21 protein-coding genes and 1 riboswitch are annotated in these 24,707 nt (G+C 63.7%); of the genes, 6 read left to right on the top strand and 15 right to left on the bottom strand.

Features of this window, described 5'->3' with window-relative positions; all coding sequences use genetic code 11:
* Window positions 1-16 precede the first annotated feature (16 nt).
* Window positions 17-1,231: a phosphoserine phosphatase SerB gene (gene serB / locus AC5O5I_RS25480; protein ID WP_494511756.1), complete on the bottom strand. Its 1,215-nt coding sequence runs from the start codon at window positions 1,229-1,231 to the stop codon at window positions 17-19.
* Between the two features lie 134 nt (window positions 1,232-1,365).
* Here serB and AC5O5I_RS25485 point away from each other — a divergent pair, with 134 nt between their 5' ends.
* Window positions 1,366-2,820 carry an AhpA/YtjB family protein gene (locus AC5O5I_RS25485; protein ID WP_172220911.1) on the top strand — a complete coding sequence of 485 codons (1,455 nt, stop codon included), beginning with the start codon at window positions 1,366-1,368 and terminating at the stop codon, window positions 2,818-2,820.
* Between the two features lie 139 nt (window positions 2,821-2,959).
* Here AC5O5I_RS25485 and AC5O5I_RS25490 read toward each other — a convergent pair whose 3' ends face one another.
* The 9 genes from AC5O5I_RS25490 to AC5O5I_RS25530 all read right to left on the bottom strand — a co-directional run bounded on the left by AC5O5I_RS25490 (window position 2,960) and on the right by AC5O5I_RS25530 (window position 12,369).
* On the bottom strand, window positions 2,960-3,670 hold the full coding sequence (locus AC5O5I_RS25490) for a PqiC family protein (protein ID WP_494511757.1): 711 nt from the start codon (window positions 3,668-3,670) through the stop codon (window positions 2,960-2,962).
* A gap of 172 nt (window positions 3,671-3,842) precedes the next feature.
* Window positions 3,843-6,101 (bottom strand): DNA topoisomerase IV subunit A, encoded by a 2,259-nt coding sequence (gene parC, locus AC5O5I_RS25495; protein ID WP_494511758.1) that lies wholly within the window; start codon window positions 6,099-6,101, stop codon window positions 3,843-3,845.
* A gap of 10 nt (window positions 6,102-6,111) precedes the next feature.
* Window positions 6,112-6,630, bottom strand: coding sequence for a retropepsin-like aspartic protease family protein (locus tag AC5O5I_RS25500; RefSeq protein WP_172286611.1), 519 nt, complete (start codon window positions 6,628-6,630; stop codon window positions 6,112-6,114).
* Entirely contained in the window at window positions 6,627-7,613 is a 987-nt protein-coding gene (locus AC5O5I_RS25505) for an esterase-like activity of phytase family protein (RefSeq protein ID WP_494511759.1), read from the bottom strand. The genes AC5O5I_RS25500 and AC5O5I_RS25505 overlap by 4 nt, the downstream gene beginning before the upstream one ends.
* A complete protein-coding gene (parE, locus tag AC5O5I_RS25510) occupies window positions 7,610-9,514 on the bottom strand; it encodes a DNA topoisomerase IV subunit B (RefSeq protein WP_172220896.1) in 1,905 nt (634 codons plus the stop codon). The genes AC5O5I_RS25505 and parE overlap by 4 nt, the downstream gene beginning before the upstream one ends.
* A 35-nt stretch (window positions 9,515-9,549) precedes the next feature.
* Window positions 9,550-10,158, bottom strand: coding sequence for a YqiA/YcfP family alpha/beta fold hydrolase (locus AC5O5I_RS25515; RefSeq protein WP_172286609.1), 609 nt, complete (start codon window positions 10,156-10,158; stop codon window positions 9,550-9,552).
* 264 nt (window positions 10,159-10,422) lie between these two features.
* Complete coding sequence (gene cpdA / locus AC5O5I_RS25520; protein WP_172286608.1) at window positions 10,423-11,223, bottom strand: 3',5'-cyclic-AMP phosphodiesterase; 801 nt, start codon at window positions 11,221-11,223, stop codon at window positions 10,423-10,425.
* A gap of 85 nt (window positions 11,224-11,308) precedes the next feature.
* Complete coding sequence (locus AC5O5I_RS25525; RefSeq protein WP_172220887.1) at window positions 11,309-11,761, bottom strand: DUF1249 domain-containing protein; 453 nt, start codon at window positions 11,759-11,761, stop codon at window positions 11,309-11,311.
* Window positions 11,752-12,369 carry an NUDIX domain-containing protein gene (locus AC5O5I_RS25530; RefSeq protein ID WP_172220883.1) on the bottom strand — a complete coding sequence of 206 codons (618 nt, stop codon included), beginning with the start codon at window positions 12,367-12,369 and terminating at the stop codon, window positions 11,752-11,754. The genes AC5O5I_RS25525 and AC5O5I_RS25530 overlap by 10 nt, the downstream gene beginning before the upstream one ends.
* A 185-nt stretch (window positions 12,370-12,554) precedes the next feature.
* Here AC5O5I_RS25530 and AC5O5I_RS25535 point away from each other — a divergent pair, with 185 nt between their 5' ends.
* Window positions 12,555-13,301: an RsiV family protein gene (locus tag AC5O5I_RS25535; protein ID WP_172220880.1), complete on the top strand. Its 747-nt coding sequence runs from the start codon at window positions 12,555-12,557 to the stop codon at window positions 13,299-13,301.
* Here the strand turns inward: AC5O5I_RS25535 and cytX are convergent.
* Entirely contained in the window at window positions 13,270-14,553 is a 1,284-nt protein-coding gene (gene cytX, locus AC5O5I_RS25540) for a putative hydroxymethylpyrimidine transporter CytX (RefSeq protein WP_172220877.1), read from the bottom strand. The two genes, AC5O5I_RS25535 and cytX, sit on opposite strands and share 32 nt — an antisense overlap.
* 175 nt (window positions 14,554-14,728) lie before the next feature.
* Window positions 14,729-16,609 carry a phosphomethylpyrimidine synthase ThiC gene (thiC, locus tag AC5O5I_RS25545; protein WP_172286606.1) on the bottom strand — a complete coding sequence of 627 codons (1,881 nt, stop codon included), beginning with the start codon at window positions 16,607-16,609 and terminating at the stop codon, window positions 14,729-14,731.
* Between the two features lie 157 nt (window positions 16,610-16,766).
* Window positions 16,767-16,873: riboswitch (TPP riboswitch) on the bottom strand.
* A 160-nt stretch (window positions 16,874-17,033) separates the two neighbouring features.
* On the opposite strand from thiC, the gene AC5O5I_RS25550 reads away from it, so the two are divergent.
* Complete coding sequence (locus AC5O5I_RS25550) at window positions 17,034-18,467, top strand: TolC family outer membrane protein (protein ID WP_172220871.1); 1,434 nt, start codon at window positions 17,034-17,036, stop codon at window positions 18,465-18,467.
* Between the two features lie 41 nt (window positions 18,468-18,508).
* On the opposite strand, the gene AC5O5I_RS25555 is transcribed toward AC5O5I_RS25550, so the two are convergent.
* The 3 genes from AC5O5I_RS25555 to AC5O5I_RS25565 all read right to left on the bottom strand — a co-directional run bounded on the left by AC5O5I_RS25555 (window position 18,509) and on the right by AC5O5I_RS25565 (window position 22,095).
* The gene (locus AC5O5I_RS25555) at window positions 18,509-19,849 is read right to left on the bottom strand and encodes a carbohydrate binding domain-containing protein (protein ID WP_494511760.1); all 1,341 of its coding nucleotides are present in this window, start codon (window positions 19,847-19,849) and stop codon (window positions 18,509-18,511) included.
* Between the two features lie 72 nt (window positions 19,850-19,921).
* Window positions 19,922-21,193: a lipid IV(A) 3-deoxy-D-manno-octulosonic acid transferase gene (waaA, locus tag AC5O5I_RS25560; RefSeq protein ID WP_494511761.1), complete on the bottom strand. Its 1,272-nt coding sequence runs from the start codon at window positions 21,191-21,193 to the stop codon at window positions 19,922-19,924.
* Window positions 21,194-21,204: 11 nt separating this feature from the next.
* A complete protein-coding gene (locus AC5O5I_RS25565) occupies window positions 21,205-22,095 on the bottom strand; it encodes a LysR family transcriptional regulator (protein ID WP_172220862.1) in 891 nt (296 codons plus the stop codon).
* Between the two features lie 87 nt (window positions 22,096-22,182).
* On the opposite strand from AC5O5I_RS25565, the gene AC5O5I_RS25570 reads away from it, so the two are divergent.
* From AC5O5I_RS25570 to AC5O5I_RS25580, 3 genes are all read left to right on the top strand, one after another.
* Window positions 22,183-22,515 (top strand): DMT family transporter, encoded by a 333-nt coding sequence (locus AC5O5I_RS25570; protein ID WP_054887895.1) that lies wholly within the window; start codon window positions 22,183-22,185, stop codon window positions 22,513-22,515.
* A 162-nt stretch (window positions 22,516-22,677) separates the two neighbouring features.
* Window positions 22,678-23,853: an NAD(P)/FAD-dependent oxidoreductase gene (locus tag AC5O5I_RS25575; RefSeq protein WP_172288260.1), complete on the top strand. Its 1,176-nt coding sequence runs from the start codon at window positions 22,678-22,680 to the stop codon at window positions 23,851-23,853.
* Window positions 23,850-24,662: an aldo/keto reductase gene (locus AC5O5I_RS25580; protein WP_172220854.1), complete on the top strand. Its 813-nt coding sequence runs from the start codon at window positions 23,850-23,852 to the stop codon at window positions 24,660-24,662. The genes AC5O5I_RS25575 and AC5O5I_RS25580 overlap by 4 nt, the downstream gene beginning before the upstream one ends.
* Window positions 24,663-24,707 lie beyond the last annotated feature (45 nt).

Below are 24,707 nucleotides of genomic sequence, written 5' to 3' on the forward strand. Positions count from 1 at the left end.
GCCCTGAATTTCCAGATCAGCCGCGTGCGTCGCGGTCGCGCAGGCCCAGCAGGTACAACACGCCATCCAGCCCCAGGGTGGAAATCGCCTGCTTGGCCGACTGGCGTACCAGCGGCTTGGCGCGGAACGCTACGCCCAGGCCGGCCAGCGACAGCATCGGCAGGTCGTTGGCGCCATCGCCCACGGCAATGGTCTGCTCCAGCTGCAGGCCTTCGTCGCTGGCCAGTTTCTGCAGCAGCTCCGCCTTGCGCTGGGCGTCGACGATCGGCTCTACAGCCACACCGGTCACCTTGCCATCTACCACTTCCAGCTCATTGGCAAACACATAGTCGATGCCAAGGCGTGCCTGCACCTGGCGGGCGAAGTAGGTGAAGCCACCCGACAGGATTGCGGTCTTGTAGCCCAGGCGCTTGAGCTCGGCGAACAGGTTTTCGGCACCCTCGGTCAGGCGCAGCGATGCGCCGATCTCGTCCAGCACGCCCACATCCAGGCCCTTGAGCAGCGCCATGCGCTCCTTGAAGCTGGCGCGGAAGTCCAGCTCACCACGCATGGCCCGCTCGGTGATGGCGGCCACCTGCTCACCCACGCCGGCCGCCTTGGCCAGTTCGTCGATGACTTCGGCTTCGATCAGCGTCGAATCCATGTCGAACACCGCCAGGCGGCGATTGCGGCGAAACAGGTCGTCCTTCTGGAAGGCGATGTCGACGCTCAGCTCTTCAGCCAGGGCGAAGAAGTCGGCACGCAGGGCCTGGGCATCGCTGGGCACGCCGCGCACCGAAATTTCGATGGCAGCCTTGCCCTTGCCGGCCTCCACATCCAGCGCAACACGCGCCGACAGGCGCTCGATACGCTCGATGGTCAGGCCATACTGGCTGATGACCGCACTCACCCGCTGCAACTGCTCGGGGGTAATCTTGCGGCTGAGCAGGGTGACAATATGGCGTGCCTCGCCCTGGCCGTCGGCCCAGTGCTGGTAGTCCGCCTCGGAAATCGGCGTGTAGCGGGCCTGCAGGTTCAGCTCGTGGGCCTTGGCCTGCACGCTTTGCAGCAGGCGGGTTGCCACTTCATTATCGGCGATGTCGACCAGAATGCCGAACGACAAAGTGCCATGCATGACCGCCAGGCCGATGTCGAGGATGCTCACACCACCCTGCAGCAGGACGCCGGTGATAGCCGCAGTGAGACCGGGACGGTCCTCACCGGTGATGTTGATCAGGACGATTTCGCGCACAACCTGGCTCCGACTTCGATGAAAAATGCGCATTCTACCGATTTTCCATGACCATCGGGCGCCAACGATACTTTGCCGACAAAACCCGGATCGCTATACTGCCCCACACTTCATGCCATTAAGAGCCGAGCTCAGTGAACCGGCCCACGCCCGTCAAAGCAGACAACTTCTTCCTGATGATCTATCGCGCCCTGAGTCAACGTCGCGTGCCGCTGGCACTGCGCATCGCCTGCACCAACATCTTCCTGGTGGCACTGGCGCTGGTGATCTATGCCTGCGTGATGGGCCTGCAGTTCAAGCAGGCCATGCACGAGCAGGCCGACGCCCTGGGCCAGAGCCTGACCACGCAGACGGCCACTTCGGCGACCGAGCTGCTGGTCGCCAACGATATCCTCAGCCTCAATGTGCTGCTGGGCAACCTGGTGAAAAACCCGCTGGTGGCTCATGCGGCGATCTACAGCGTGGACAACCGCATCCTCGCCGAGGCCGGCCAGCGCCCCCGCAATAGCCTGCTGGGCGAGGCCGAGGGCCTGTACCAGACCAAGATCAGCTTCCAGGACGTCGCTGCCGGGCAACTGCGCATCAGCCTGGACATGAGCCAGTTCCAGCAGCCGATGCTCATCAGCCTGCAGAGCATGGGCATTCTTGCCGCCATCCTGCTGGTGCTGGCGCTGACCCTGAGCCTGCGCCAGGGCCGCCACATCACGCTGCCGCTGCTGCAGCTGCGGGTATGGCTGCGCGACCCGCAGCCCTATACCCCGGCTACCGACCGCCAGGACGAGATCGGCGACATCGCTCGCCAGCTGCATGCACGCCTGGCCCCGCCGCCACCCGAGCCGGAGCCTGAGGAAGAAGACGATGAGCATTTCGACGACCTCGACGAGCCGGCCCCGGCACCCAAGGCTGCGCCGCGTGCCAAGGTAACCGCCGTGGCCGAAGAGGATGATGACGAAGCCTTCGCCGGCCTGCTGGACGACGACAGTGCGCCGAAAGCCACCGTGGTCGAATCCGACGAGCCGCAGTACAGCGCCGTGCTGGCCGTGCAGCTGGGTTCGCAGGAGCAGTTGCGCCGCCTGCCACGTACCCGCCTGACCGAGCTGACCGAGCGCTACCGCGATTGCCTGGAGCACGCCGCCTCGCTTTACGACGGTGAAACCCACACCCTCAACGATGGCAGCACGCTGGTGCTGTTCCACAGCCGCGAGTGTGGCGAGGACTACCTGACCAACGCCATCTGCTGCGGCGAGCTGTTGCGCGCCCTGGGCCATGCCCTGCAGATCGAGGTGGCCGACAGCGGCATCACCCTGCAGTTGCAGTTGGGCCTGGCCCTGGGTAACGACCTGCACGGGCTGGAGCTGGTCGACCTGCTGATGGCCGAGAAGGCCCAGGATGCCCTGGCGCTGTCGCAGCACAGCCGCAACCTGTTGCTGGTGGAGCGGCAGATCAGCGATGACACATTGATTCGCCAGCGTGCCCGTATTCGACCAATTGCCAGCCCCGAGGGAGCCTGCTGCGTGGAGCGGCTGATGGAGCCCTACCCGTCGATGCTGGAGCGGCAACTGGCGCGCATGCACGAGCGCCGGGCCTGACAGGCCTGCACTGGCCCCTGTAGGCGCCCCTCGCGACGCAAGGCCGCTCCTACAGGGACCGCACACAGCTTCAGACTGGTTTATTGCAGATACAAAAAAGCCCGCATGATCGCGGGCTTTTTTGTATCTGGTGGCTCAGTCAGAACCGATAGACTTCCATATCGGTGCGGATCGGCGAGGCCATCGGAATCTTGGATTTCTCCGGCTCTTTCTTCACCTGCACCCGCGCAGCGGGCTTTTTCGGTGGTTCTTCGGCGATGGCCGGCTGGTTGGCCAGCGGCTTGACCGCCGTACTCAGCTGTTCGGCCAGCTTCTGCAGCAGTTGGCCCTGGGCCTGAACCTGCGACGCCTCACTGCCCTCGTGCTGCTGCTCGAGGTGGACAATGCGGTTGTCACGCACATGACCACGGCGGTCGAGCACGCGCCACTGGGCATCCAGGATGGCCGGCTGGTTCTTGCCCGAGTCCAGGCGGGTAATCGACAGCAACACCTGCACATCCGGGCTGAAGCCGGGGGTCGCCGGTGCCAGCACCACGCGCTGGCTGTCCAGGCGCCAGGCGAGCTGGCGTACCAACAGCTGGTCGATGTCCGACGACAGGCTGCCAGCCCAACGACCATCGGTCGCTGAATTCAGGCTGCCATCGGTCTGACGCTGCAGGAACGTCTCGCGTTGCAGGTAATCGGCTACCGATACCGGGCCGAGCACCACGGCCATGCCCGCACTCTGCGAAGGCTGGCCAGGATCACCACTGTCGAGCTGGTACAGGGCAACCGGCTGATGCATGGTGCACCCGCCAAGGCCCAGCAGGCCAGTCATCAACAGCGCAAATGGAAGGCGCAGAAATTTCATCATCCCATCCAGGCGGTTGCCATCTGGCACACCGCAGTGATACATAAAAATTCAAACGGGCACACGGCCACCCCGGCACCACGAGGGCCATATCATCCGCGAAATAGCCGTCCGACTCCAGCATTTCTGCCCGGAACGGCGCTGAAATTGCCGTTCCAGACATTTCTGCCGGTTACGCCGGCACTTCCACCTGCAACCCATCGACGCGCTGGAACCCGCGTGGCAGCTTGCTGCCTCGCCGTCCGCGCTCGCCCTTGTAATGCTCCAGGTCGTCCGCTTTCAGAGACAGGGTACGCTTACCGGCTTGCAATACAAGGGTCGCCCCTTCTGCAATCACGGTTAGATCGGTGACGAACTCTTCTCGGCTGGCCACCCGGTCGCCCGGCACGCCAATGATCTTGTTGCCCTTGCCTTTACCCAGCTGGGGCAGGTCGCTGACCTTGAATACCAGCAGGCGGCCTTCGGTGGTCACTGCTGCCAGCCAGTCCTGCTCGCGGTTGGAGACCGGGCGCGGGGTCATCACCTTGGCCCCGTTGGGCAGGCTCAGCAACCCTTTGCCAGCCTTGTTCTTGGCCTGCAGGTCTTCGCCCTTGACCACAAAGCCATAGCCGGCGTCAGAAGCCACCACGTACAACGCGTCGTCCTCCGGCAGCAGCACGCATTCGAAGGTGGCGCCCGGCGGCGGCGTCAGGCGGCCGGTCAGGGGCTCGCCCTGGCCACGCGCCGACGGCAGGCTGTGCGCCGCCAGCGAGTAGCTGCGACCGGTGGAGTCGATAAGCACGGCAAACTGGTTGGAGCGCCCGGCTGCTGCGGCCTTGAAGCCGTCGCCTGCCTTGTAGGAAAGGCCGGTGGCGTCAATGTCATGGCCCTTGGCGCAACGCACCCAGCCCTTCTCCGAAAGCACCACGGTGACGGGCTCGGTGGGCATCAGCTCGTTTTCCGACAGGGCCTTGGCTTCGGCGCGTTCGACGATTGGCGAACGACGATCGTCGCCATAGGTTTCGGCATCCTTGATCAGCTCGCTGCGCACCAGCTTGCGCAGTTTTGCCTCGCTGCCCAGCAGGGCCTGCAGCCTGGCTTGCTCCTTAAGCAGCTCGTCCTGCTCGCCACGGATTTTCATCTCTTCGAGGCGCGCCAGCTGACGCAGACGGGTCTCGAGAATGTATTCGGCCTGAATCTCGGTCAGCTCGAAACGGGCGATAAGGGCCTGCTTGGGGTGCTCCTCGGTACGGATGATGTGGATCACTTCGTCCAGGTTGAGGAACGCGGTGAGCAAACCATCCAACAGGTGCAAACGCTTCTCGACCTTGTCCAGACGGTGCTGCAGGCGGCGACGAACGGTATTGGTGCGGAACTCCAGCCATTCCACCAGGATCATCCGCAAGTTCTTCAACTGCGGCCGGCCGTCGAGGCCGATGATATTGACGTTGACCCGGTAGCTGCTCTCCAGGTCGGTGGTGGCAAACAGGTGCTGCATCAGTTCGGCGGCATCCACGCGGTTCGAGCGCGGGATGATGACGATGCGGCACGGGTTCTCGTGGTCCGACTCGTCACGCAGGTCGGCAACCATCGGCAGCTTCTTGGCCTGCATCTGCGCGGCGATCTGCTCCAGCACCTTGGCCCCGGAGACCTGGTGTGGCAGCGCGGTGACAACGATGTCGCCATCCTCGACACGGTATACGGCGCGCATGCGGATCGAGCCGCGGCCGCTTTCGTACATCTTCTGGATTTCTGCCCGCGGCGTGATGATCTCGGCCTCGGTCGGGTAATCCGGCCCCTGAATGTGCTCGCACAGCTGCTCGATGGTGGCCTTGGGCTCGTCGAGCAGGCGCACGCAGGCGCTGGCCACTTCACGCAGGTTGTGCGGCGGTACGTCGGTGGCCATGCCCACGGCGATACCGGTAGTGCCGTTGAGCAGGATGTTGGGCAGCCGCGCTGGCAGAACAGCGGGCTCCTGCAAGGTGCCGTCGAAGTTCGGCACCCAGTCGACGGTGCCCTGACCGACTTCATTGAGCAGCACTTCGGCGTAGCGCGACAGCCGCGCCTCGGTATAACGCATGGCGGCGAACGACTTAGGATCGTCCGGCGCACCCCAGTTGCCCTGGCCGTCGACCAGGGTGTAACGGTAGCTGAAAGGCTGGGCCATCAACACCATGGCTTCGTAGCAGGCCGAATCGCCGTGAGGGTGGAACTTGCCGAGCACGTCACCGACGGTACGCGCCGATTTCTTGTGCTTGGCATCGGCATCGAGCCCCAACTCGCTCATGGCGTAGACGATGCGGCGCTGCACCGGCTTCAGGCCGTCACCGATGTGCGGCAAGGCGCGGTCCATGATCACGTACATGGAATAGTTGAGGTAGGCCTGTTCGGTGAAGTCAGCCAGCGAGCGGCGTTCTACGCCGTCCAGGCTGAGTTCCAGTGAGTCGCTCATGCGGGCCTCGTCATTTCAGGTTCTGGCGCAGCAGCATGGTGCCGCCACGTTGGGTAAATTCAAGTTGTTTCAGGGCACTCATGCCCAGCAATACGGTAGGCCCGTCCAGGCCCGGCACCACGATGGCGCGTACGTCCCGCAGGCGGATCTCACCCAGCTGCAGGCTCGCCAGGCGCGTGCGGTAGCCTTCGGTGCGACCGTTGGCGGTACTGAGCAGCACCGGGCTGCCGCGCTGCAGGTTCAGGTCACGGGCCAAGGCCTCGGGGATCGCCACGTCGGTGGCACCGGTATCGAGCATGAAGTGCACCACCTGGCCGTTGATCGCGCCATCCACCACGAAGTGGCCCTGGCCGTTGCCCAACAGGCGTACCTCGATGAAGCCTTCGCCATGCTCGGACTGCACCTGGGCATTAGGGTTGCGCTGGCTGTCTTCCCACTGGCCAAAAAAGCGCGTGGCTAGGAACAACGCCGCCCCCCAGGCGAGGATCATCAGCACCCTGCCCGCACGCTTGCCCGGCGCCTGGCTCATGGCTTGGCGCTCCAGCCGCCGTCCGGCGCGTCGAAGCGCCAGACGATCGGACGGCTTTCGCCATCGGCGCGGTCACCGTTGTTGTTGTCCAGCCCGACCCAGGCGCCCTTGGCGTCGATCACCAGTGCCTCGGCCAGGCCGAATGGCTGATCGTAGCAGCGCATGGGTTGCAGCGCTTCGGCGGCGAACGACCAGCAGCGCTCGACCTTGCCACTGTCGGCATCACGCCGGCAAACCCGGTAAGCGTTGCGTTCCAGGGTAAAAAGCTTGCCCTCGAACCAGGCCAGGTCGGCAAAGTCGCGAGACAGTGCCCGGGCATCGGGCATCTGCGGCGGTTGCATCTCGACCCCGGCCTCACTCAGCAGGACACAGGTACGCCCGCAGGTCCACACCGATTGCTGGCGCTCGATCGCCACAAGGCCGCGGCGCTCGCGCTCGGCCGCCAGCCACAGGCGGTCGCCTGCCGGGTTGATCGCCAGCCCTTCGAACAAGGCATTGAAGTTCAGCAGCATGCCGCTGGCCCGGGCCTGGCGCACCATGGCCGGGTCGATCTTCAACCAGTCCGGCTGGCCGTCCAGCGGCAGTTGCAGCACTGCGGCGTGCGCTTCGCTGACCAGGTACAGGTTGCCGGCCTGGTCACAGGTGATGCCTTCGAAGTCCAGCTCGCCGCCACGAATGTACGACGCCGCCCAGTTGCGCGACTTCAGGCCCCATGGCAGGCCGCTTTCCGGCACCTGCGGGGGGGTGAAGGTGAGCGGTTGCGCGCGCCAGGTCGGGTTCTGCTGGTCGAAGCGGTAGATGCGGTCGTCGTCACGGTCGGACACACCCCACAGCCCGCCACGACACTGCACCAGGCCGGACAGGTTACCACCGCGCATGCCGTCGATCGGGTGTTCGGCACTGAGCTTCAGCTCGGGCCAGTTGCCCGCCAGGCTCGGCAGGGCAACCAGCGCCAGACACGCAGCCAGGCACAGACGAATCAAACCATGACCTCGGCCAGGTTGCCCTTGGTTTCCAGCCAGCTCTTGCGGTCACCGGCGCGCTTCTTGGCCAGCAGCTTGTCCATCAGCTCGCAGGTGGCCTCAACGTCATCCAGGGTCAGCTGCACCAGGCGCCGGGTGTTCGGGTCCATGGTGGTTTCGCGCAGCTGCGGCGGGTTCATCTCGCCCAGGCCCTTGAAGCGGGTGACTTGTGGCTTGCCGCGTTTCTTCTCGGCCACCAGGCGGTCGAGGATGCCGTCACGCTCGGCTTCGTCGAGGGCGTAGTAGATTTCCTTGCCCAGGTCGATGCGGTACAGCGGCGGCATGGCCACATAGACGTGCCCGGCCTCGACCAGCGCGCGGAAGTGCTGGACGAACAGGGCGCACAGCAGCGTGGCGATGTGCAGGCCGTCGGAGTCGGCGTCGGCGAGGATGCAGACCTTGCCGTAACGCAATTGCGCAAGGTCGGTTGCACCGGGGTCGACGCCAATGGCTACAGCAATGTTGTGCACTTCCTGGCTGGCCAGGACTTCGCCTCCGTCCACTTCCCAGGTGTTGAGGATTTTGCCGCGCAGCGGCAGGATCGCCTGGAACTCCTTGTCCCGCGCCTGTTTGGCAGAGCCACCGGCCGAGTCACCCTCGACCAGGAACAGCTCGGCCCGCATCGGGTCCTGGCCCGCGCAATCGGCCAGCTTGCCGGGCAGTGCCGGGCCCTGGGTAATGCGCTTGCGTTCGACCTTCTTGCTGGCCTTGAGGCGGCGACCGGCGTTGCTGATGGCCAGTTCTGCCAGCTGCATGCCCAGCTCGGGGTGACCGTTGAGCCACAGGCTGAAGGCATCCTTGACCACGCCAGAGACAAAAGCAGCCGCTTCGCGCGATGACAGGCGCTCTTTGGTCTGCCCGGAGAACTGCGGGTCCTGCATCTTCATCGACAGCACGAAGGTGATGCGTTCCCAGACGTCTTCCGGGGCCAGTTTCACCCCGCGCGGCAACAGGTTGCGGAATTCGCAGAACTCGCGCATGGCATCCAGCAGGCCTTGGCGCAGGCCGTTGACGTGGGTCCCGCCCTGGGCGGTGGGGATCAGGTTGACGTAGCTTTCCTGAACGCTGTCGCCGCCTTCGGGGAGCCACAGCAGCGCCCAGTCCACGGCCTCCTTGTTGCCGGCCAGGCTGCCGCAGAACGGCTCTTCAGGCAGGCGCTGGAATTCGTTTACCGAGTCGACCAGGTAGGAGCGCAGGCCGTCCTCGTAATGCCACTCGACCTTCTCGCCGCTGGCCTTGTCCTCGAAGCTGACCAGCAGGCCCGGGCACAGCACGGCCTTGGCCTTGAGCACGTGCTTGAGCCGGCTGATGGAAAACTTGGGCGAATCGAAGTACTTGGGGTCGGGGCTGAAGTACACGCTGGTGCCGGTATTGCGCTTGCCGACCGAGCCGACCACCTCCAGCTCGCTGGCCTTGAAGCCATCGGCGAAGGTCATCTGGTATTCGTTGCCGTCACGCTTGACGCGCACGCGCACCTGGGTCGACAGGGCGTTGACCACCGAGATGCCAACGCCGTGCAGGCCACCGGAGAACTGGTAGTTCTTGTTGGAGAACTTGCCGCCGGCGTGCAGCTTGGTGAGGATCAGCTCGACCCCCGACACGCCCTCTTCCGGGTGGATGTCCACCGGCATGCCGCGGCCATCGTCGCTGACTTCCAGCGAGTGGTCGGCATGCAGGATAACCTGCACCGAACGGGCATGGCCGGCCAGGGCTTCGTCGACACTGTTGTCGATGACTTCCTGGGCCAGGTGGTTGGGGCGGCTGGTGTCGGTGTACATGCCCGGCCGTTTGCGCACCGGGTCAAGGCCCGAGAGGACTTCGATGGCGTCTGCGTTATAGGCGCTAGCGCTGGGATTGGCCATAGGGTCTCGTCGTCAGTCTGGTGAATGCAGGGAAGTCAAAATACAGAAAAATCGAGCGCCGCATACTGCCCGCGGGCGATGCCGGCGAAGGCCAGCAGTGCCGGCAGGCGCTCGGCAAAGCCCTGGAAGCTGTGATCGCCCCCGGCCTGGATGCGCAGGGCACAGGCACGGTAATAGTGCGCGGCATGGCGGTAGTCCAGGGTTTCATCGGCGGTCTGCAGCCACACTTGATAGCGGCTGGCGTCCGCCGGGGCTGGTACTTCCAGCTCGGCCAGGGCCTGCACGTGATCGTGGGTCAGCTCCCAGGTTTCACCGCTGTAGTGATTGCGCTGGGTACCCAGGTAGCCGTCGAAATGCTTGTGCGGCGTTACCGCCGGGTTGACCAGCAGGGCCTTGAGGCCAAAGCGCTCTGCCAGATGAGTGGCATAGTAGCCGCCGAGCGAACTGCCCACCAGTAATGGCGCGCCCAGCTCGGCGATCGCCGCTTCCAGCTGGGCAATGGCCTGCCGCGGGTGATGGTGCAACGCCGGCAGGCGCAGTTGGGCCGACAAGCCCAGCTGCTGCATCACAGCCTCGAGCTGGCGCGCCTTGGTCGAAAGCGGCGAGCTGTTGAAGCCATGGATATAGAGGATGGAACCCGACATGCTGCCCCCGGAGTCTGTGGCTTCGCGCCTGGTGATGCCGGCGCAGGGACGCGCAGTGTATCGCGTTCGCCGGGTTTTGACGCAGTGTCACGGGTTTCGCAACAATTTCTTCCAGAAAGCCGGGGCCGCTGCGCGCCCCATCGCCGGCAAGCCAGCTCCCACACCTACCGCGTTGGCCTCAGGCAGGCAGCACAGGGTCTGAGGCCGGCGCGGCAGATGTGGGAGCTGGCTTGCCGGCGATGGGCTGCGCAGCAGCCCCATTCTTCAATACCCCGGGCTGTCGAAGTCCAGCTTCACCGCAAAATCCAGCGCCCGTTCCACCCCGGTGTCCAGCCGCCCGTCGGCATGCAGGCGCAACCAGCGATACCCAGGCTGCTCCTCGCTCACCTGAAATTCCTCGCTGCGCGCCGCGAACTGGATGCAGGTCGAAGGCGTGGCCAGCAGACGCCGGCCGTTTCGCACTTCATCCCACGGCTGATGCACATGCCCCCACAGCAACGCCCGCACCTGCGGATAACGCTCGACGACAGCGAACATTGCCTGGGCATTGCGCAAGCCGATCGGTGCAATCCAGGCACAGCCGATATCCACAGGCTGATGATGGAAACACACCAGGCAATGCCGCTCGCCCGCCCCCTTGAGGGCCGACTCCAGCGTCGCCAGCTGATCCTCTTGGAGAAAACCGTGCGGCGCCCCGTGCACCGCCGTGTTGAGCATGATGATGCGCCACCCGCCAATATCGGTCACAGCCTGGACCAACTCCGGCGCCACCTGCGCCATGACCTGGGCCTCGTCATGGTTGCCCGGCAGCCAACGGGTGGGCACGCCAAACGGCGCGGTCAGCTCGCGAAATGCTTCATAAGACGCCACGCTGGCATCCTGCGACAGATCGCCAGTGCACAACAGCAGGTCGACAAGCGGTTGCTCGCGGCGCACCTGGGCGACCACATGGCGCAGGCTGTCACGGGTATTGAGGCCCAGCATGCTGCCAGCCGGGTCGGCGAACAGGTGGGCATCGGTCAGTTGCACCACATGCACGGGGCGCGATTGGTCTTGCTGCGGCAACGGCCGTCTCCTCGAACGGATTCAGCAGCAATTATGGCCGTGGAATGCTTGCGAGCAAACACCCGCAAGCCACCCACGTCACAATTCAGCGAACACTTGCCAGTTCGTGCCCGCAGGCCAGGCAGTGGCTCAGCCATTCACCGAGGAACAGGTTGAGCTGGGCCTTTTCATCCGGCTGGTGCATGCCTGCATTGGGATAGGGGTAGATGCTGCGCAGGCGCCGGGCATGTTGGGCGCTGATCACTTCGGCCATGCGTGCATCGTGGTAAACCTGCACTTCCAGATGCGGTACCGGCAACCACGGCAGGCTGTGCTCCTGGCGCACGTGCAAGGTGGTGGTGTACGGGCAGGCCAGCACCACGTCGAGCACCAGCACGCCGAGCATCTGGTCGCCCTGGGTCATGCCGATGCGGCGCGAGCTCTGGGTGGTGCGCATGTCGGGCAACAGGCGCATCAGCCGGGCGTAGTTGGCCTCGCAGGCTGCCTGCAGCCCGACCAGGTCGACTCGATAGCGCTCGCGCAGCAGGTTCACTTCCACATACCTCGTACTTCGTCACGGTTCAGCGCCAGCCATTGCAGGCCGATGATGGTTGCCGCGTTGCAGATGCGCCCATCGCGCACCGCCTGCAGGGCATCCTCGAACGACCACACGCGCACACGGATGTCTTCGCCCTCTTCTTCCAGGCCATGCAGGCCACCGGCACCCTCGCTGCTGCAGCGGCCAAGGAACAGATGGACGTATTCGTCACTGCCGCCGGGCGAGGGGAAATAGCGGGTCATCGGCCACAGGGCACTGAAGGTCAGGCCGGCTTCTTCGTCGGCTTCGCGGTGGGCGACGTCTTCGGGTTGCTCGTCCTTGTCGATCAGGCCGGCGACCATCTCGATCAACCAGGGGTTGTCGACCTTGCCCAGGGCACCGACACGGAACTGCTCGATCAGCACCACTTCATCGCGCTGCGGGTCATAAGGCAGCACGCACACCGCGTCATGGCGCACGAACAGTTCGCGGCTGATCTCGCGGCCCATGCCCCCGGCAAAAAGCTCATGGCGCAGGCGCAGCCTGTCGAGCTTGTAGAAGCCCTGGAAGCAATTGGCCCGCTCGATGATCTCGAAGCCCTTGGGCACTGAATTGAACGCGTCTGACATGGAAACCCTCATTACCTCAAATACCGCTTCGCGCCATCCTACTCTGCACGCCTGTCGGTTTCACCCCTTTCTGGCAACCGTTCGCACACTCGTTACAGCACGTCTTCACTCTGTTAGCTTAGTGGCGAACTGAAGGCCGCGCAGACGGTCAAAGGCCGACTTTTCCCTGTTCTGCAAGGATCATCATGACACTTGTCAAACTGACTTCCGTGGCCGTGCTGGCACTCGCCCTTGGCGCCTGCCAAAGCCTGTTCACGCCAAGCCACCGGGCCCCGCTGGAGGTCAAGCGCGACGCCTGGGAGCATGTCAAACCTGGCTGCAGCGAGAGCGACTGCCCGCTGGTGAACATCGACATGATCCATTTCCCGGCCCTGCCCAAGCTTGATGGCATCGTCGAAAAGCGCCTGCTGCAGCTGACCGAAGACAATCAGCATGGCACCGCGCCAAGCACCCTGCAGGCCTATGAACAGCAATATCTGGCCAGTGCCGACAAACGTAACAGCAGCTACCTGCAAGCCAAGGTACGCGAACAGCATGACGGGCTGGTGATCATCGAGTTGTCCAGCTACCTGGACAGCGGCGGCGCCCACGGCATGCCCGGGCGTGGCTTCATCAACTATTCGCGCAAGCTGGACAAGGTATTGACCTTGCAGGACATGCTGGTGCCAGGCCAGGAGGACACCTTCTGGAAAACCGTCGAGGAGTCGCACCGCGCCTGGCTGATCAGTGTAGGCATGGACAAGGACGCCGAGTTCGTCAAGACCTGGCCATTCAAGCAGTCGCCGCACGTCGCCCTGACGTACGGCGCGGTGGTGGTCAAGTACGAGGTCTATGCTATCGCGCCCTACTCCATGGGCCACGTGGAGCTGAAAATCCCCTACCCGCGCCTGAACGGCGTGCTCAAGCCTGAGCTGTTTCCCGGCCGCGGCTGAAGCTCAGCAGCCCGTGCAGTAGCCCTGCCAGCACCAATGCCGGCAGGGTCGCCCCCAGGTCAGGTGCCTGCGCGGCGATCACATGGTAAGCCACAACGCCCACCGCCCAGGCCAGCAGCGCCTGCCAGTGCAAGCCACCCACCTGTGCCGGCAGGCGGCGGCGACGGACCACGTAATGGTCCATCAGCACTACGCCGAACAACGGCGCGAACACCGACCCGATCAGCAGCAGGAAATTCTCGTACTGTGCCAGTGGCGCCAGCAAGGCAATCAGGGTGCACAGCACGCCGATGGCCAGCGCCAGGTGCTCGACCTTCAGCGGCAACAGCACACCGGTGGAAACCGCTGCCGAGTGGATATCGGCAAAGGCCTTTTCCGACTCGTCGAGCAGGATAAGCAGCAGCGGAATGCCCATGCCGGCGCCCGCCAGTGCCAGCAGCAAGGCATTGACCTCGCCATTGGCGGCAAAGGCCAGGGTGTAGGCCACACCCAGGCTCATCAGCCAGGTGTTGCCGATGAAATAGCCGATCACCGTGCCGCCGAACACATGCTTGCCGTTGCGGGCGAAACGCGAGTAGTCGGCGATCAGCGGTAGCCAGGACAGCGGCATGGCGATGACGATGTCGAAGCCCACGGCCAGCGACATCGAACCGTCCCCCGCACGGCTCCACAACTGCGCCAGGTCGGCCTTGGCGAACAGGTTCCAGGTCAGCCACAGGCAAGCGCCCAGCAGCACCCAGATGCCCCAGGCCCGCAGCACCTTGCGCACAAACGCCAGCGGGCCGCTGACCGCCAACAGGGTGGCCAGGGCGCCGAAGCACAGGGTCCAGAGCATCGGGCTGTTCCAGGCGCTTTCTGCGCCGAATGCGCGCGCACCCAGCAGGCTGGCGGCATCGCGCATGACAATGATCTCGAACGCGCCCCAGCCCACCAGTTGCAGCAGGTTGAGCAGCGCCGGCAGGCGCGCGCCATGGCCGCCCAGGCTGAGTTTCAGGGTGCCCATGGCAGAAAGGCCAGTATCGCTGCCGATGACGCCGGCGGCGCCCAGCAGCAGCACGCCGACACCAGTACCCAGAGCGATGGCCAGCACTGCGCCGGCGAGGCCAAGGCCCGGCGCCAGCATGGCGCCGACCTGCAGCACCATCAGGCCGATGCCCAGGGAGAACCATAGCGAAAACAGGTCGCGGGCGCCGAAGATGCGCTGGTGGGTGGGGACCGGGTGGTCGGGGGAAAACTGGCTAGGCGTGGTCATGCTTGTTGATACTCGGCAAAGTATTGGAATGTACGCGGTCGCTGTAGGAGCGGCCTTGTCTCGCGAAAGGGCCGCAGAGCGGCCCCAGGTTTTCAGCTTCACAGCTGAAATTGCCGGGGCCGCTTCGCAGCCCATCGCGACACAAGGCCGCTCCTACAAGGGGCAGCGCAGCGGTTTAGACTTTGTGGTACAGCTGGCTGCCTGTCTGGCGGAACCGCTCGGCCTGCTCGCGCATGCCTTGCTCGGCCGTGACGTCGACGGCTTCGATCTTGGCGGCGTACTCACGGACTTCCTGGGTGATCTTCATCGAGCAGAACTTCGGCCCGCACATCGAGCAGAAGTGCGCGACCTTGGCCGATTCCTTCGGCAAGGTTTCGTCGTGGAAGGCACGCGCAGTGTCCGGGTCCAGGCCCAGGTTGAACTGGTCTTCCCAACGGAATTCGAAACGCGCCTTGGACAAGGCGTTATCGCGAATCTGCGCGCCCGGGTGGCCCTTGGCAAGGTCGGCGGCATGTGCAGCGATCTTGTAGGTGATGATGCCGGTCTTGACGTCGTCCTTGTTCGGCAGGCCCAGGTGCTCCTTGGGCGTGACGTAGCACAGCATGGCGCAACCGAACCAGCCGATCATCGCCGCACCAATGCCCGAGGTGATGTGGTCATAGCCCGGGGCGATGTCGGTGGTCAGCGGGCCGAGGGTGTAGAACGGCGCCTCGTCGCAGCACTCCAGCTGCTTGTCCATGTTCTCCTTGATCAGCTGCATCGGCACGTGGCCGGGGCCTTCGATCATGCACTGCACATCGTGCTTCCAGGCGATCTTGGTCAGCTCGCCGAGGGTTTCCAGCTCGCCGAACTGTGCGGCGTCGTTGGCGTCGGCAATCGAGCCAGGGCGCAGGCCGTCGCCCAGCGAGAAGCTGACGTCGTAGGCCTTCATGATTTCGCAGATTTCGTCGAAGTGGGTGTACAGGAAGTTTTCCTTGTGGTGCGCCAGGCACCACTTGGCCATGATCGAGCCACCACGGCTGACGATGCCGGTGACGCGCTTGGCGGTCAGCGGCACATAGCGCAGCAACACACCAGCGTGGATGGTGAAGTAGTCCACGCCCTGCTCGGCCTGCTCGATCAGGGTGTCGCGGAACAGCTCCCAGGTCAGGTCCTCGGCCACACCGTTGACTTTTTCCAGGGCCTGGTAGATCGGCACCGTACCGATCGGCACCGGCGAGTTGCGGATGATCCATTCGCGGGTTTCATGGATATGCTTGCCGGTGGACAAGTCCATGACCGTGTCCGAACCCCAGCGGATGCCCCAGGTCAGCTTGGCCACTTCTTCCTCGATCGAGGAGCCCAGGGCGCTGTTGCCGATATTGCCGTTGATCTTCACCAGGAAGTTGCGGCCGATGATCATCGGCTCCACTTCCGGGTGGTTGATGTTGGCCGGGATGATCGCCCGACCACGGGCGATTTCCTCACGCACGAATTCGGCGGTGATTTCTTTCGCAATGTTGGCACCGAAGCTGTGGCCGGCATGCTGATCGTTCAGCAAGCCTGCGGCGCGGGCCTCCTGCAGCTTCATGTTTTCACGGATGGCCACGTATTCCATCTCGGCGGTGATGATGCCCTGACGGGCATAGTGCATCTGCGAGACGTTGGCACCGGCCTTCGCGCGGCGCGGGTTGCGCACATGGGCGAAGCGTAGCTTGGCCAGGTCGGCATCGTTCAGGCGCTGCTGGCCAAAGTCGGAGCTCAGGCCGCCTAGGCGCTCGGTGTCCCCGCGGTCGTCGATCCAGGCCGAACGCACGTCGGCCAGGCCCTTGCGCACGTCGATGATCACATCAGGGTCGGTGTACGGGCCGGACGTGTCGTAGACCAGCACCGGGGCGTTGGTCTCGCCACCGAAATCGGTCGGCGTATCGTCCAGGCTGATTTCGCGCATGGGTACGCGAATGTCCGGGCGCGAGCCTTCGACATAGACCTTGCGCGAACGCGGGAACGGTTGCACGGATTGCTGATCGACTTGTGCCGATTCGCTGAGGTTGATCGCTTTTTCTTGTTTGCTCATCACAGGCTCTCCAGACGGCTTCCTAGCAGTGGAATGTCGGGGATGAACCTGAAAGACGCGGACGCAGCCCTTGACGGGTGCAGTGCCGGATATGGGGGTGCCTGAAAGCTGCATGCAGCTGTGACAATCCCGGACCTGGCACAAGAGGCTCCCCGGGAAGGCGAGCAATCTTGTTCCCTACGCAGGCGCTAACCTGATCAGGTTCAACGGGATCCGCACCTCTGCGATCTCAGCCTTTGATTCAAGGCACCCCGACAAGAACACGCGCAGTCTAGACTGGAGTGGTCGGCAAAGCCAAGCGGGTAAATGCGCGGATGATGAAAGGCGTACCGAGCGATTGTTGCCGGGGGCGCATGGCACTACACTGGCGCATCGCTCGATACTCAACAGTTCAGTAATTAAATTTCGTACAAGGATTGCCTCTATGCTGCGCAAACTCTCACTGGCGATAGCCGTGTCTTGTGCGTCCAACGGAGTGGCCTGGGCAGCGGACGTGCCCCAAACGGTGAAGACCGACCTGGTCAGCGTCTACCAGGAGGCGGTGGACAACAACGCCGACCTGGCCGCCGCCCGCGCCGACTATGGCGCACGCCGCGAAGTGGTGCCGCAGGCCCGCGCCGGTTTGCTGCCCAACCTGTCGGCCGGTGCCGAAATGATGAACACCCGCACCAAGCTGGACGAACCGTCGATCACCTCCAACCGCAGCGGCAATTCCTGGAGCGCTACCCTGGCCCAGCCTATCTTCCGCGCCGATCGCTGGTTCCAGTTGCAGGCTGCCGAAGCCGTCAACGAACAGGCGGCGCTGGAGCTGTCGGCCACCGAGCAGAACCTGATCCTGCAGACCGCGCAGAACTACTTCGCCGTGCTCCGCGCCCAGGACAACCTGGCCGCGACCAAGGCTGAAGAAGCGGCCTTCAAGCGCCAGCTGGACCAGTCGAACGAGCGTTTCGATGTGGGCCTGTCGGACAAGACCGATGTGCTGCAATCGCAGGCCAGCTACGACACGGCACGCGCCAACCGGATCATTGCCGAGCGCCAGGTGCAGGATGCCTTCGAAGCACTGGTGACCCTGACCAACCGTGAGTATTCGTCGATCCAGGGCGTGGTGCATACTTTGCCGATCCGGGTGCCTACGCCCAACGACGCCAAGGCCTGGGTCGAAACTGCCGGGCGCCAGAACCTCAACCTGCTGGCGACCAACTACGCCGTTTCTGCCGCCGAAGAGACCCTGCGCCAGCGCAAGGCCGGCCACGCGCCAACCCTGGACGCAGTCGCCAAGTACCAGAAGGGTGACAACGACAGCCTCGGCTTCACCAACCCGTCGCAGCTGGGGGTGCGCTACAGCGGCGATGTCGAGCAGACCAGTGTCGGCCTGCAGTTGAATATCCCGATATACAGCGGTGGCCTGACCAGTTCCCAGGTTCGCGAGGCCTACCAGCGCCTGAGCCAGAGCGAGCAACAGCGCGAGAGCCTGCGCCGCCAGGTGGTGGAAAACACCCGCAACCTGCACCGCGCGGTGAACACCGACGTGGAGCAGGTACAGGCACGCAAACAGTCGATCATTTCCAACCAGAGCGCACTGGAAGCCACTGAAATCGGCTATCAGGTGGGTACACGCAACATCGTCGACGTGCTCGATGCACAGCGCCAGCTTTACACCTCGGTGAGGGATTACAACAACAGCCGCTATGACTACATTCTCGACAACCTGAGCCTGAAGCAGGCGGCCGGCACACTGAGCCCGCAGGACTTGCAGGACCTGGGGCGGTACCTGAAGGCCGACTACAACCCCGACAAGGACTTCTTGCCGCCGGACCTGGCCGCGGCAGCGGCAAAGAATTTTGAACGCAGGCCGTGACCGGGCGGGCACGGGCCGTACAGGCCCGTGCCGTCATGGCATCAATTGTCTATAGAAACGCAACGTAACTTAGAGAATCTGTAGTCATTGCCAACGCTCGCGGGATTGGAATTGCTGATATCAACGCGCAGCTCTTCTCCCCGCGCCTCGAAGATCCCCCGGTACTCGCGCCAGTCTTGATGATTGAGCCATGTTTCGTCGATTATGAATTCCATGCCATTGCTCACTGATAGACGCGCCTCGTTGATAGCGTTGTTTGATCTTACGCGCATCGTGAACTCGAACTTCACGCCAGATGCAAGGCCACGATAAATTTTTGACAGAATGATTCCGTGATGGGTGAAATTTGGATGAGTCGGAAAGTTTAGTACATAACCCTCGCCATTTTCCTGGACTAGATCTACCCGATCAGTTGTCTCAGGATTCAGCTGCCATCCATTGTAATTCTTATCGACAAAGTCGGTAGTATCGTCAAATACCTCATAGACACTTAAATCATCAATTAACAACCCTGCTGCGCGGAAAGTGGGTTTGTTCCTGCCGGACAGCCCAATTTTCTGATTAACAGCCGACTGGGTTAATCCCACCCACATGAGCAATCTATCCCACCAGGAAGGAGTGGATGCGATAAAAGGCCATGCCAAGGCCTGCCAACTTACCGAGTTCACCTCCTGTTCTATACCACCCTGTGTAAGAACAGTAACGGTTGCTACCTTGAGCTTACCCAACCGCGCCTTGGCACGGAGTTCGTACTTGGCGCCAGGTTTCAACGCATAGCTTTTCCTGATCAGCCCTCCCAAAAAATTGCTTGGCTCGTCGAAGCCCAACCCATATTGTTTGTCAGGCAGAGCAATGCGAGTGAGCTTGAGCCCATTCGTTTCTCGCTCCCAGCCGTTCCAGTCATCGGTATCAAAATCCGTCCGATCGACCTCCTGCTCGGGGCCATCAGTGCAATACAGATTCAGGTCGTCCAGCACAAAGTTGCCACCACTGACACTTGAATAGGCTTCGTACTCATAGCGAAGTTCGACGGTGTGGATTTGTTTGCTGGCCTTGAATCTCAGCACGAATCGCTGCCATTCATCGCGCTCGATTTCCCAACGATCGTACGCGACCCCATCAATACAGAAGTGCACGTGCTGGGTGCCTGTGCCCACTTCCTTGCCGCGACTCAGACGTACGCACAATACATAGTCTTTTCCTGGCTGTAGCCTGCCGAAAACCTTGCTCAGCAGTACCCGCGACGCCTCGCTGCTGTCCGGCACCGTGTAGTTGAGATAGAAACCGCCCTCATCGGCAACCAGCCCCAACTGCTCATCGCCAAGGTCCGTCTGCCAACCATTCCAGTTCGCGCTATTGAAGTCCGTATGATCGTGGAACATTGGCGCAGCCTCCATCACCAGGGGAGGCTTAACGCTAGAGCAAACGCAGGTGCGCGAAAACTGGCAAAAATATCAGGTCAGATAACGGCCAAGCCCTGTCAACAACCGCTCCAGCGCCCCTTGGTTGGCACCCATCACCGCCCTGCCCGCCTCGCCCATGCGCTGAGCATCCTGTGGCAACTCCACCAGGCGGCGCACAGCCCCGGCCAACCCGTCAGCATCGTCCACCTGCTGCAACGCCCCCGCCTCGCGCAGCATTGCGCTGATCTCGAGGAAGTTGAAAACGTGCGGGCCCATGATCACGGGCAAGGCCAATGCCGCAGGCTCCAAGGGATTATGGCCACCGGTGGCGACGAGGCTGCCACCGACGAAGGCGATGTCCGCCAGTGCGTAGAGGAACAGCAACTCGCCCATGGTGTCGCCCAGTAGCACCTGGGTCTGGGCATCTACAGGGGTACCGGCAGAGCGGCGTACCGTGGCGAACTGCTGGCTGCACAACGCATGCACCGCAGGGAACCGCTCAGGGTGGCGCGGGACCAGCACCAGGAGCGCATCCCCGTGCAGCTGCAGCAACTGGCGATGGGCCTGCAGGATCAACGCGTCTTCACCCTCGTGGGTACTGGCCGCGATCCACACCGGGCGCTGCAAGGCGCCCCACTGCTCGCGCAAGTGGCGAGCGCGCGGCAGCAGTTGTTCGTCTACCTTCAAGTCGAACTTGATCGATCCTGTCACCTGCACGCTTTCCGGGCGAGCACCCAGGTCGCGGAAGCGCTGCGCTTCGGTTTCGGTCTGTACCGCAATCAGGCTCATCTCGGCGAGCATCGGCCGGGTCAGGTTGGCGAAACGGGCATAACCACGTGCCGAGCGCTCGGACAGCCGAGCATTGGCCAAGGCCACCGGGATGCCGCGCCGGGCGCATTGATGAATGTGGTTGGGCCATAGTTCGGTTTCCATGATGATGCCCAGCTTCGGCTGCACATGATCAAGGAAACGCCCCGCAGCCCAAGGCAGGTCGTAGGGCAGGTAGCAGTGCTGAACGCGCGGTTCATCGGCAAACATGCTGCGAATGCGCTCGGAACCCGTTGGGGTCATGCAGGTAAGCGTGATCGGCAGCTCCGGGTAGGCCTTGAGCAAGGCACGCACCATCGGCGCGGCAGCAATACTCTCGCCAACCGACACTGCGTGCACCCATATACCGCCCTGGCGCATGGCCGGCAGCTGCAGAGCAAAGCGTTCGCCAATCCGTTTGCCATAGGCTGGAGCCTTGCGCGCGCGCAGGAACAGGCGCAGCGCAACCAGCGGCAGGCCCAGGTGAAACAGCAAGGTATAAAGTGTTCTGTTCATGGCAGCGGAGTTTACCCGATCGCGCGCAGGTGCACTGCAAAGCGCTCGGCCAGCCACTGCGCGGCCGGGCCCAGCGGTTCATCACGGCGCCAGGCCAGCTCTGCCACCAGTGCCGGCGGGCGCCATTCGCTGTCCAGCTCGACCATGTGCGCCTGATAGGTCGGGTACTGCACCACGTGCCGTGGCAGCCAGGCCCAGCCCAGCCCGCGCATCAGCAGTTCGGCCATGGCGTAGAAGCTGTCTGCACGCCACACCTGCGGGCTGATCGCCTCACCGCCCGGGTAGCCGCTTTGTTGCGGTGTAATCAGCAACTGACGGTGGCGGGCCAGCTGCTGGCGGGTGACCCGGGGTTCGCCGGCAAGCGGGTGGCCGGCCGCACACACCGTGACCATTTCCACGCTGCCCAGGGCACGTCGCTCCAACGAAGCAGGGATGCTTTCGTGGTGAAAGAACAGGCCCAGATCAGCGCGCCGCTCCACCAGCTTGCGCGCCACATCGCCTTGGGCGCCGCTGGCCAGTTGCACTTCCAGGAATGGGTAATGGCTGGCCAGCTCGTCGAGGCTGTCGATGACTGGCTGGTAGGGCATGGCTTCGTCCTGGGCCACTCGCAGCAAGGCCTCCTGCCCGCGCATCAATGCCAGGGCGCGCCCGTCCAGACGTTCGCACTGTCGCAACAGTTCGCGGGCATCCTCCAGCAGCGCGCTGCCGTTATCGGTCAGCTTCGGTTGCCGACCACTGCTGCGATCGAACAGGGTTACCCCAAGGTCGGTTTCGAGCAGGGCGATGGCATTGCTGATGGCCGACTGGGCCTTGCGCTGCTCACGGGCCACGGCCGAAAACGAGCGCAATTCGGCGACGCGCATAAAGGTACGCAGTTGTTCGAGATTCCACTGCTCGGCCATCGACCTATCTCCCGTATAGATAGGTAATGACTTTACCGCATCCGGCCAACCTCTAGAATGCCCGACCAGTTACCGGAGGATCCTGCCATGAATGCCTACACCTACCTCGCCATCGCCATCTGCGCCGAAGTCATCGCCACTGCCTCGATGAAGGCGGTCAAAGGGTTAAGCACGCCGTTGCCGCTGCTGCTGATGGTGGTGGGCTATGGCATTGCGTTCTGGATGCTTACCCTGGTGGTGCGCAGCATACCGGTGGGGATTGCCTATGCCATCTGGTCGGGGCTGGGTATCGTGCTGATCAGCGTGGCGGCGCTGGTGGTATACGGGCAGAAGCTGGATGTGCCGGCGATGCTGGGGATGGCCATGATCGTGGGTGGCGTGGTGGTGATCCAGCTGTTTTCGAAGACGGCTGGGCATTGAGGTTTTCCATGAGGGCCCCATCGCCGGCAAGCCAAGCTCCCACAGGAAAAGCATTGACCTGGCGGCCTGCGCGAACCCTGTGGGAGCTGGCTTGCCGGCGGTAGGGCCCTCTCGGGGATACCCTGTATACTTGCCAGCTGTCCCAGTCTTCGAGGTACCGCCATGCCATCCGCCATTTCCACTGACGTACTGATCGTCGGCGCCGGGGTCGCAGGCCTCTGGCTCAATGCCCGGCTGCGTCGCCAGGGCTACTCGACAGTGCTGGTGGAGCGCGCCAGCCTTGGCGGCGAACAGACCATCAAGTCCCAGGGCATCATCCATGGCGGCACCAAGTACGCCCTGCACGGCGCCCTTACCGGTGCATCGGAAGCCATCGCCGACATGCCGCGGCGCTGGCGCGAAGCGTTGAGCGGCAGCGGCGAGCTGGACCTGAGCAGCACCCGCCTGCTGTCCGATGCCCACTACCTGTGGTCGCCGGGCACCCTGGCCGGTAACCTCACCAGCTTCTTCGCCAGCAAGGCCGTGCGTGGCCGGGTCGACCAGGTAAAAGGTGAGCAACTGCCGCCGGCGCTGCAAGACCGTGCGTTCAAGGGCAAGGTCTATCGCCTGGCGGAACTGGTGATCGACGTCCCCACCCTGCTGGCCAACCTGGCCGAGCTGGCGGGTGACAGCCTGCTGGCCGGTGAGCACGTCGAACCCCTGCGCGAAGGCGACGAGCTGGTCGGCCTGCGGGTAGATGGCCGCGACATCCGCGCCCAGCGCATCGTGCTAAGCGCCGGCGCCGGCACCGAAACGCTGCTGCATGCCCTGGGCGTGAACCAGCCAGCCATGCAGACCCGCCCGCTGCATATGGTGATGGCCAAGGGCACCAACCTCAAACCGCTGTATGCCCACTGCCTGGGCGGCGGGCCCAAGCCACGGGTGACGATTACCACCCACCCGGCCGCCGATGGCCAGTGGGTCTGGTACCTGGGCGGCGACCTGGCCGAAGCCGAGGGTGTTGCCCGTGAGCCGGCCGCGCAAATTGCTGCAGCCCAGAAAGAAATCGCCAGCCTGTTGCCATGGGTCGACCAGAGCCAGATGCGCTGGGCCACCCTGCGAGTCGACCGTGCCGAACCGGCACAATCGGGCCTGGTACGCCCGGACAACGCCTTCCTCGCCGAGCAGCAACGCCTGCTTGTCGGCTGGCCAACCAAGCTCGCGCTGGCCCCGGACTTCAGCGACCGGGTCATCAGCCATTTGCAGCGCGACGGCATTCGCCCGCAGGCACAGGCCGATTTGGCCGGCCTGCCACGCCCACCGCTGGGCGTGCCGGCCTGGGAGCAATTGCTGCCATGAGCCTGCCAACCCTGCACAACCTCCTCCGCCCCCTGGGCAGCACTGGCCTCAAGGTTTCGCCGCTGGGACTGGGCACGGTCAAGCTCGGTCGCGACCAAGGCGTGAAGTACCCCACCGGCTTCACCATTCCCGACGATGACGAAGCACGCATGCTGCTGGCCCAGGCGCGCGAGCTGGGCATCAACCTGATCGACACGGCGCCGGCCTATGGCCGCAGCGAAGAACGCCTGGGCCCGCTGCTGCGCGGCCAGCGCGACGAATGGGTGATCGTGAGCAAGGTCGGTGAAGAATTCGACGCTGGCCAGTCGCACTTCGACTTCAGCGCTGCCCATACTCGCCGCTCGGTGGAGCGCAGCCTGCGCCGCCTGGAGACCGACCGCATAGAACTGGTGTTGGTGCATTCCGACGGCAATGACCTGGCGATCCTCGAGCACGAGGAGGTGTACCAGACCCTGGCTGCACTCAAGCAGGAAGGCAAGATCCTCGGCTTTGGCCTGTCCGGCAAGACCGTCGCCGGCGGCCTGAAGGCGCTGCAGCAGGGCGACTGCGCCATGGTCACCTACAACCTCAACGAGCAGGCAGAGCGCCCGGTGCTGGACTACGCTGCCGAGCACGGCAAGGCCATCCTGGTGAAAAAAGCCTTGGCCAGCGGGCATGTCTGTCTCGCCCCGGGCGTCGACCCGGTGCAAGCCAGCTTCGAACTGCTGTTCGCCCACTCGGGCGTCAGCAGTGCTATCGTCGGCACCATCAACCCGTTGCACCTGGCCCACAACGTGGCCACCGTCGCCCGTATCCTGGGCCGGCATTGAGTTACCCCTGGCTCAAGGGCCTGGAGACTGACCCGAGGCAAGGAG

It is taken from the genome of Pseudomonas sp. 9_2_1 (assembly GCF_059295275.1).

What these genes read in the sequence shown, in the direction of transcription:
- AC5O5I_RS25490 (WP_494511757.1), bottom strand. Translation starts at nt 3,670, where the DNA reads ATGAAATTTCTGCGCCTTCCATTTGCGCTGTTGATGACTGGCCTGCTG.
- parC (WP_494511758.1), bottom strand. Translation starts at nt 6,101, where the DNA reads ATGAGCGACTCACTGGAACTCAGCCTGGACGGCGTAGAACGCCGCTCG.
- AC5O5I_RS25500 (WP_172286611.1), bottom strand. Translation starts at nt 6,630, where the DNA reads ATGAGCCAGGCGCCGGGCAAGCGTGCGGGCAGGGTGCTGATGATCCTC.
- parE (WP_172220896.1), bottom strand. Translation starts at nt 9,514, where the DNA reads ATGGCCAATCCCAGCGCTAGCGCCTATAACGCAGACGCCATCGAAGTC.
- AC5O5I_RS25515 (WP_172286609.1), bottom strand. Translation starts at nt 10,158, where the DNA reads ATGTCGGGTTCCATCCTCTATATCCATGGCTTCAACAGCTCGCCGCTT.
- AC5O5I_RS25530 (WP_172220883.1), bottom strand. Translation starts at nt 12,369, where the DNA reads ATGTCAGACGCGTTCAATTCAGTGCCCAAGGGCTTCGAGATCATCGAG.
- AC5O5I_RS25535 (WP_172220880.1), top strand. Translation starts at nt 12,555, where the DNA reads ATGACACTTGTCAAACTGACTTCCGTGGCCGTGCTGGCACTCGCCCTT.
- cytX (WP_172220877.1), bottom strand. Translation starts at nt 14,553, where the DNA reads ATGACCACGCCTAGCCAGTTTTCCCCCGACCACCCGGTCCCCACCCAC.
- thiC (WP_172286606.1), bottom strand. Translation starts at nt 16,609, where the DNA reads ATGAGCAAACAAGAAAAAGCGATCAACCTCAGCGAATCGGCACAAGTC.
- AC5O5I_RS25550 (WP_172220871.1), top strand. Translation starts at nt 17,034, where the DNA reads ATGCTGCGCAAACTCTCACTGGCGATAGCCGTGTCTTGTGCGTCCAAC.
- AC5O5I_RS25555 (WP_494511760.1), bottom strand. Translation starts at nt 19,849, where the DNA reads ATGTTCCACGATCATACGGACTTCAATAGCGCGAACTGGAATGGTTGG.
- waaA (WP_494511761.1), bottom strand. Translation starts at nt 21,193, where the DNA reads ATGAACAGAACACTTTATACCTTGCTGTTTCACCTGGGCCTGCCGCTG.
- AC5O5I_RS25565 (WP_172220862.1), bottom strand. Translation starts at nt 22,095, where the DNA reads ATGGCCGAGCAGTGGAATCTCGAACAACTGCGTACCTTTATGCGCGTC.
- AC5O5I_RS25570 (WP_054887895.1), top strand. Translation starts at nt 22,183, where the DNA reads ATGAATGCCTACACCTACCTCGCCATCGCCATCTGCGCCGAAGTCATC.
- AC5O5I_RS25575 (WP_172288260.1), top strand. Translation starts at nt 22,678, where the DNA reads ATGCCATCCGCCATTTCCACTGACGTACTGATCGTCGGCGCCGGGGTC.
- AC5O5I_RS25580 (WP_172220854.1), top strand. Translation starts at nt 23,850, where the DNA reads ATGAGCCTGCCAACCCTGCACAACCTCCTCCGCCCCCTGGGCAGCACT.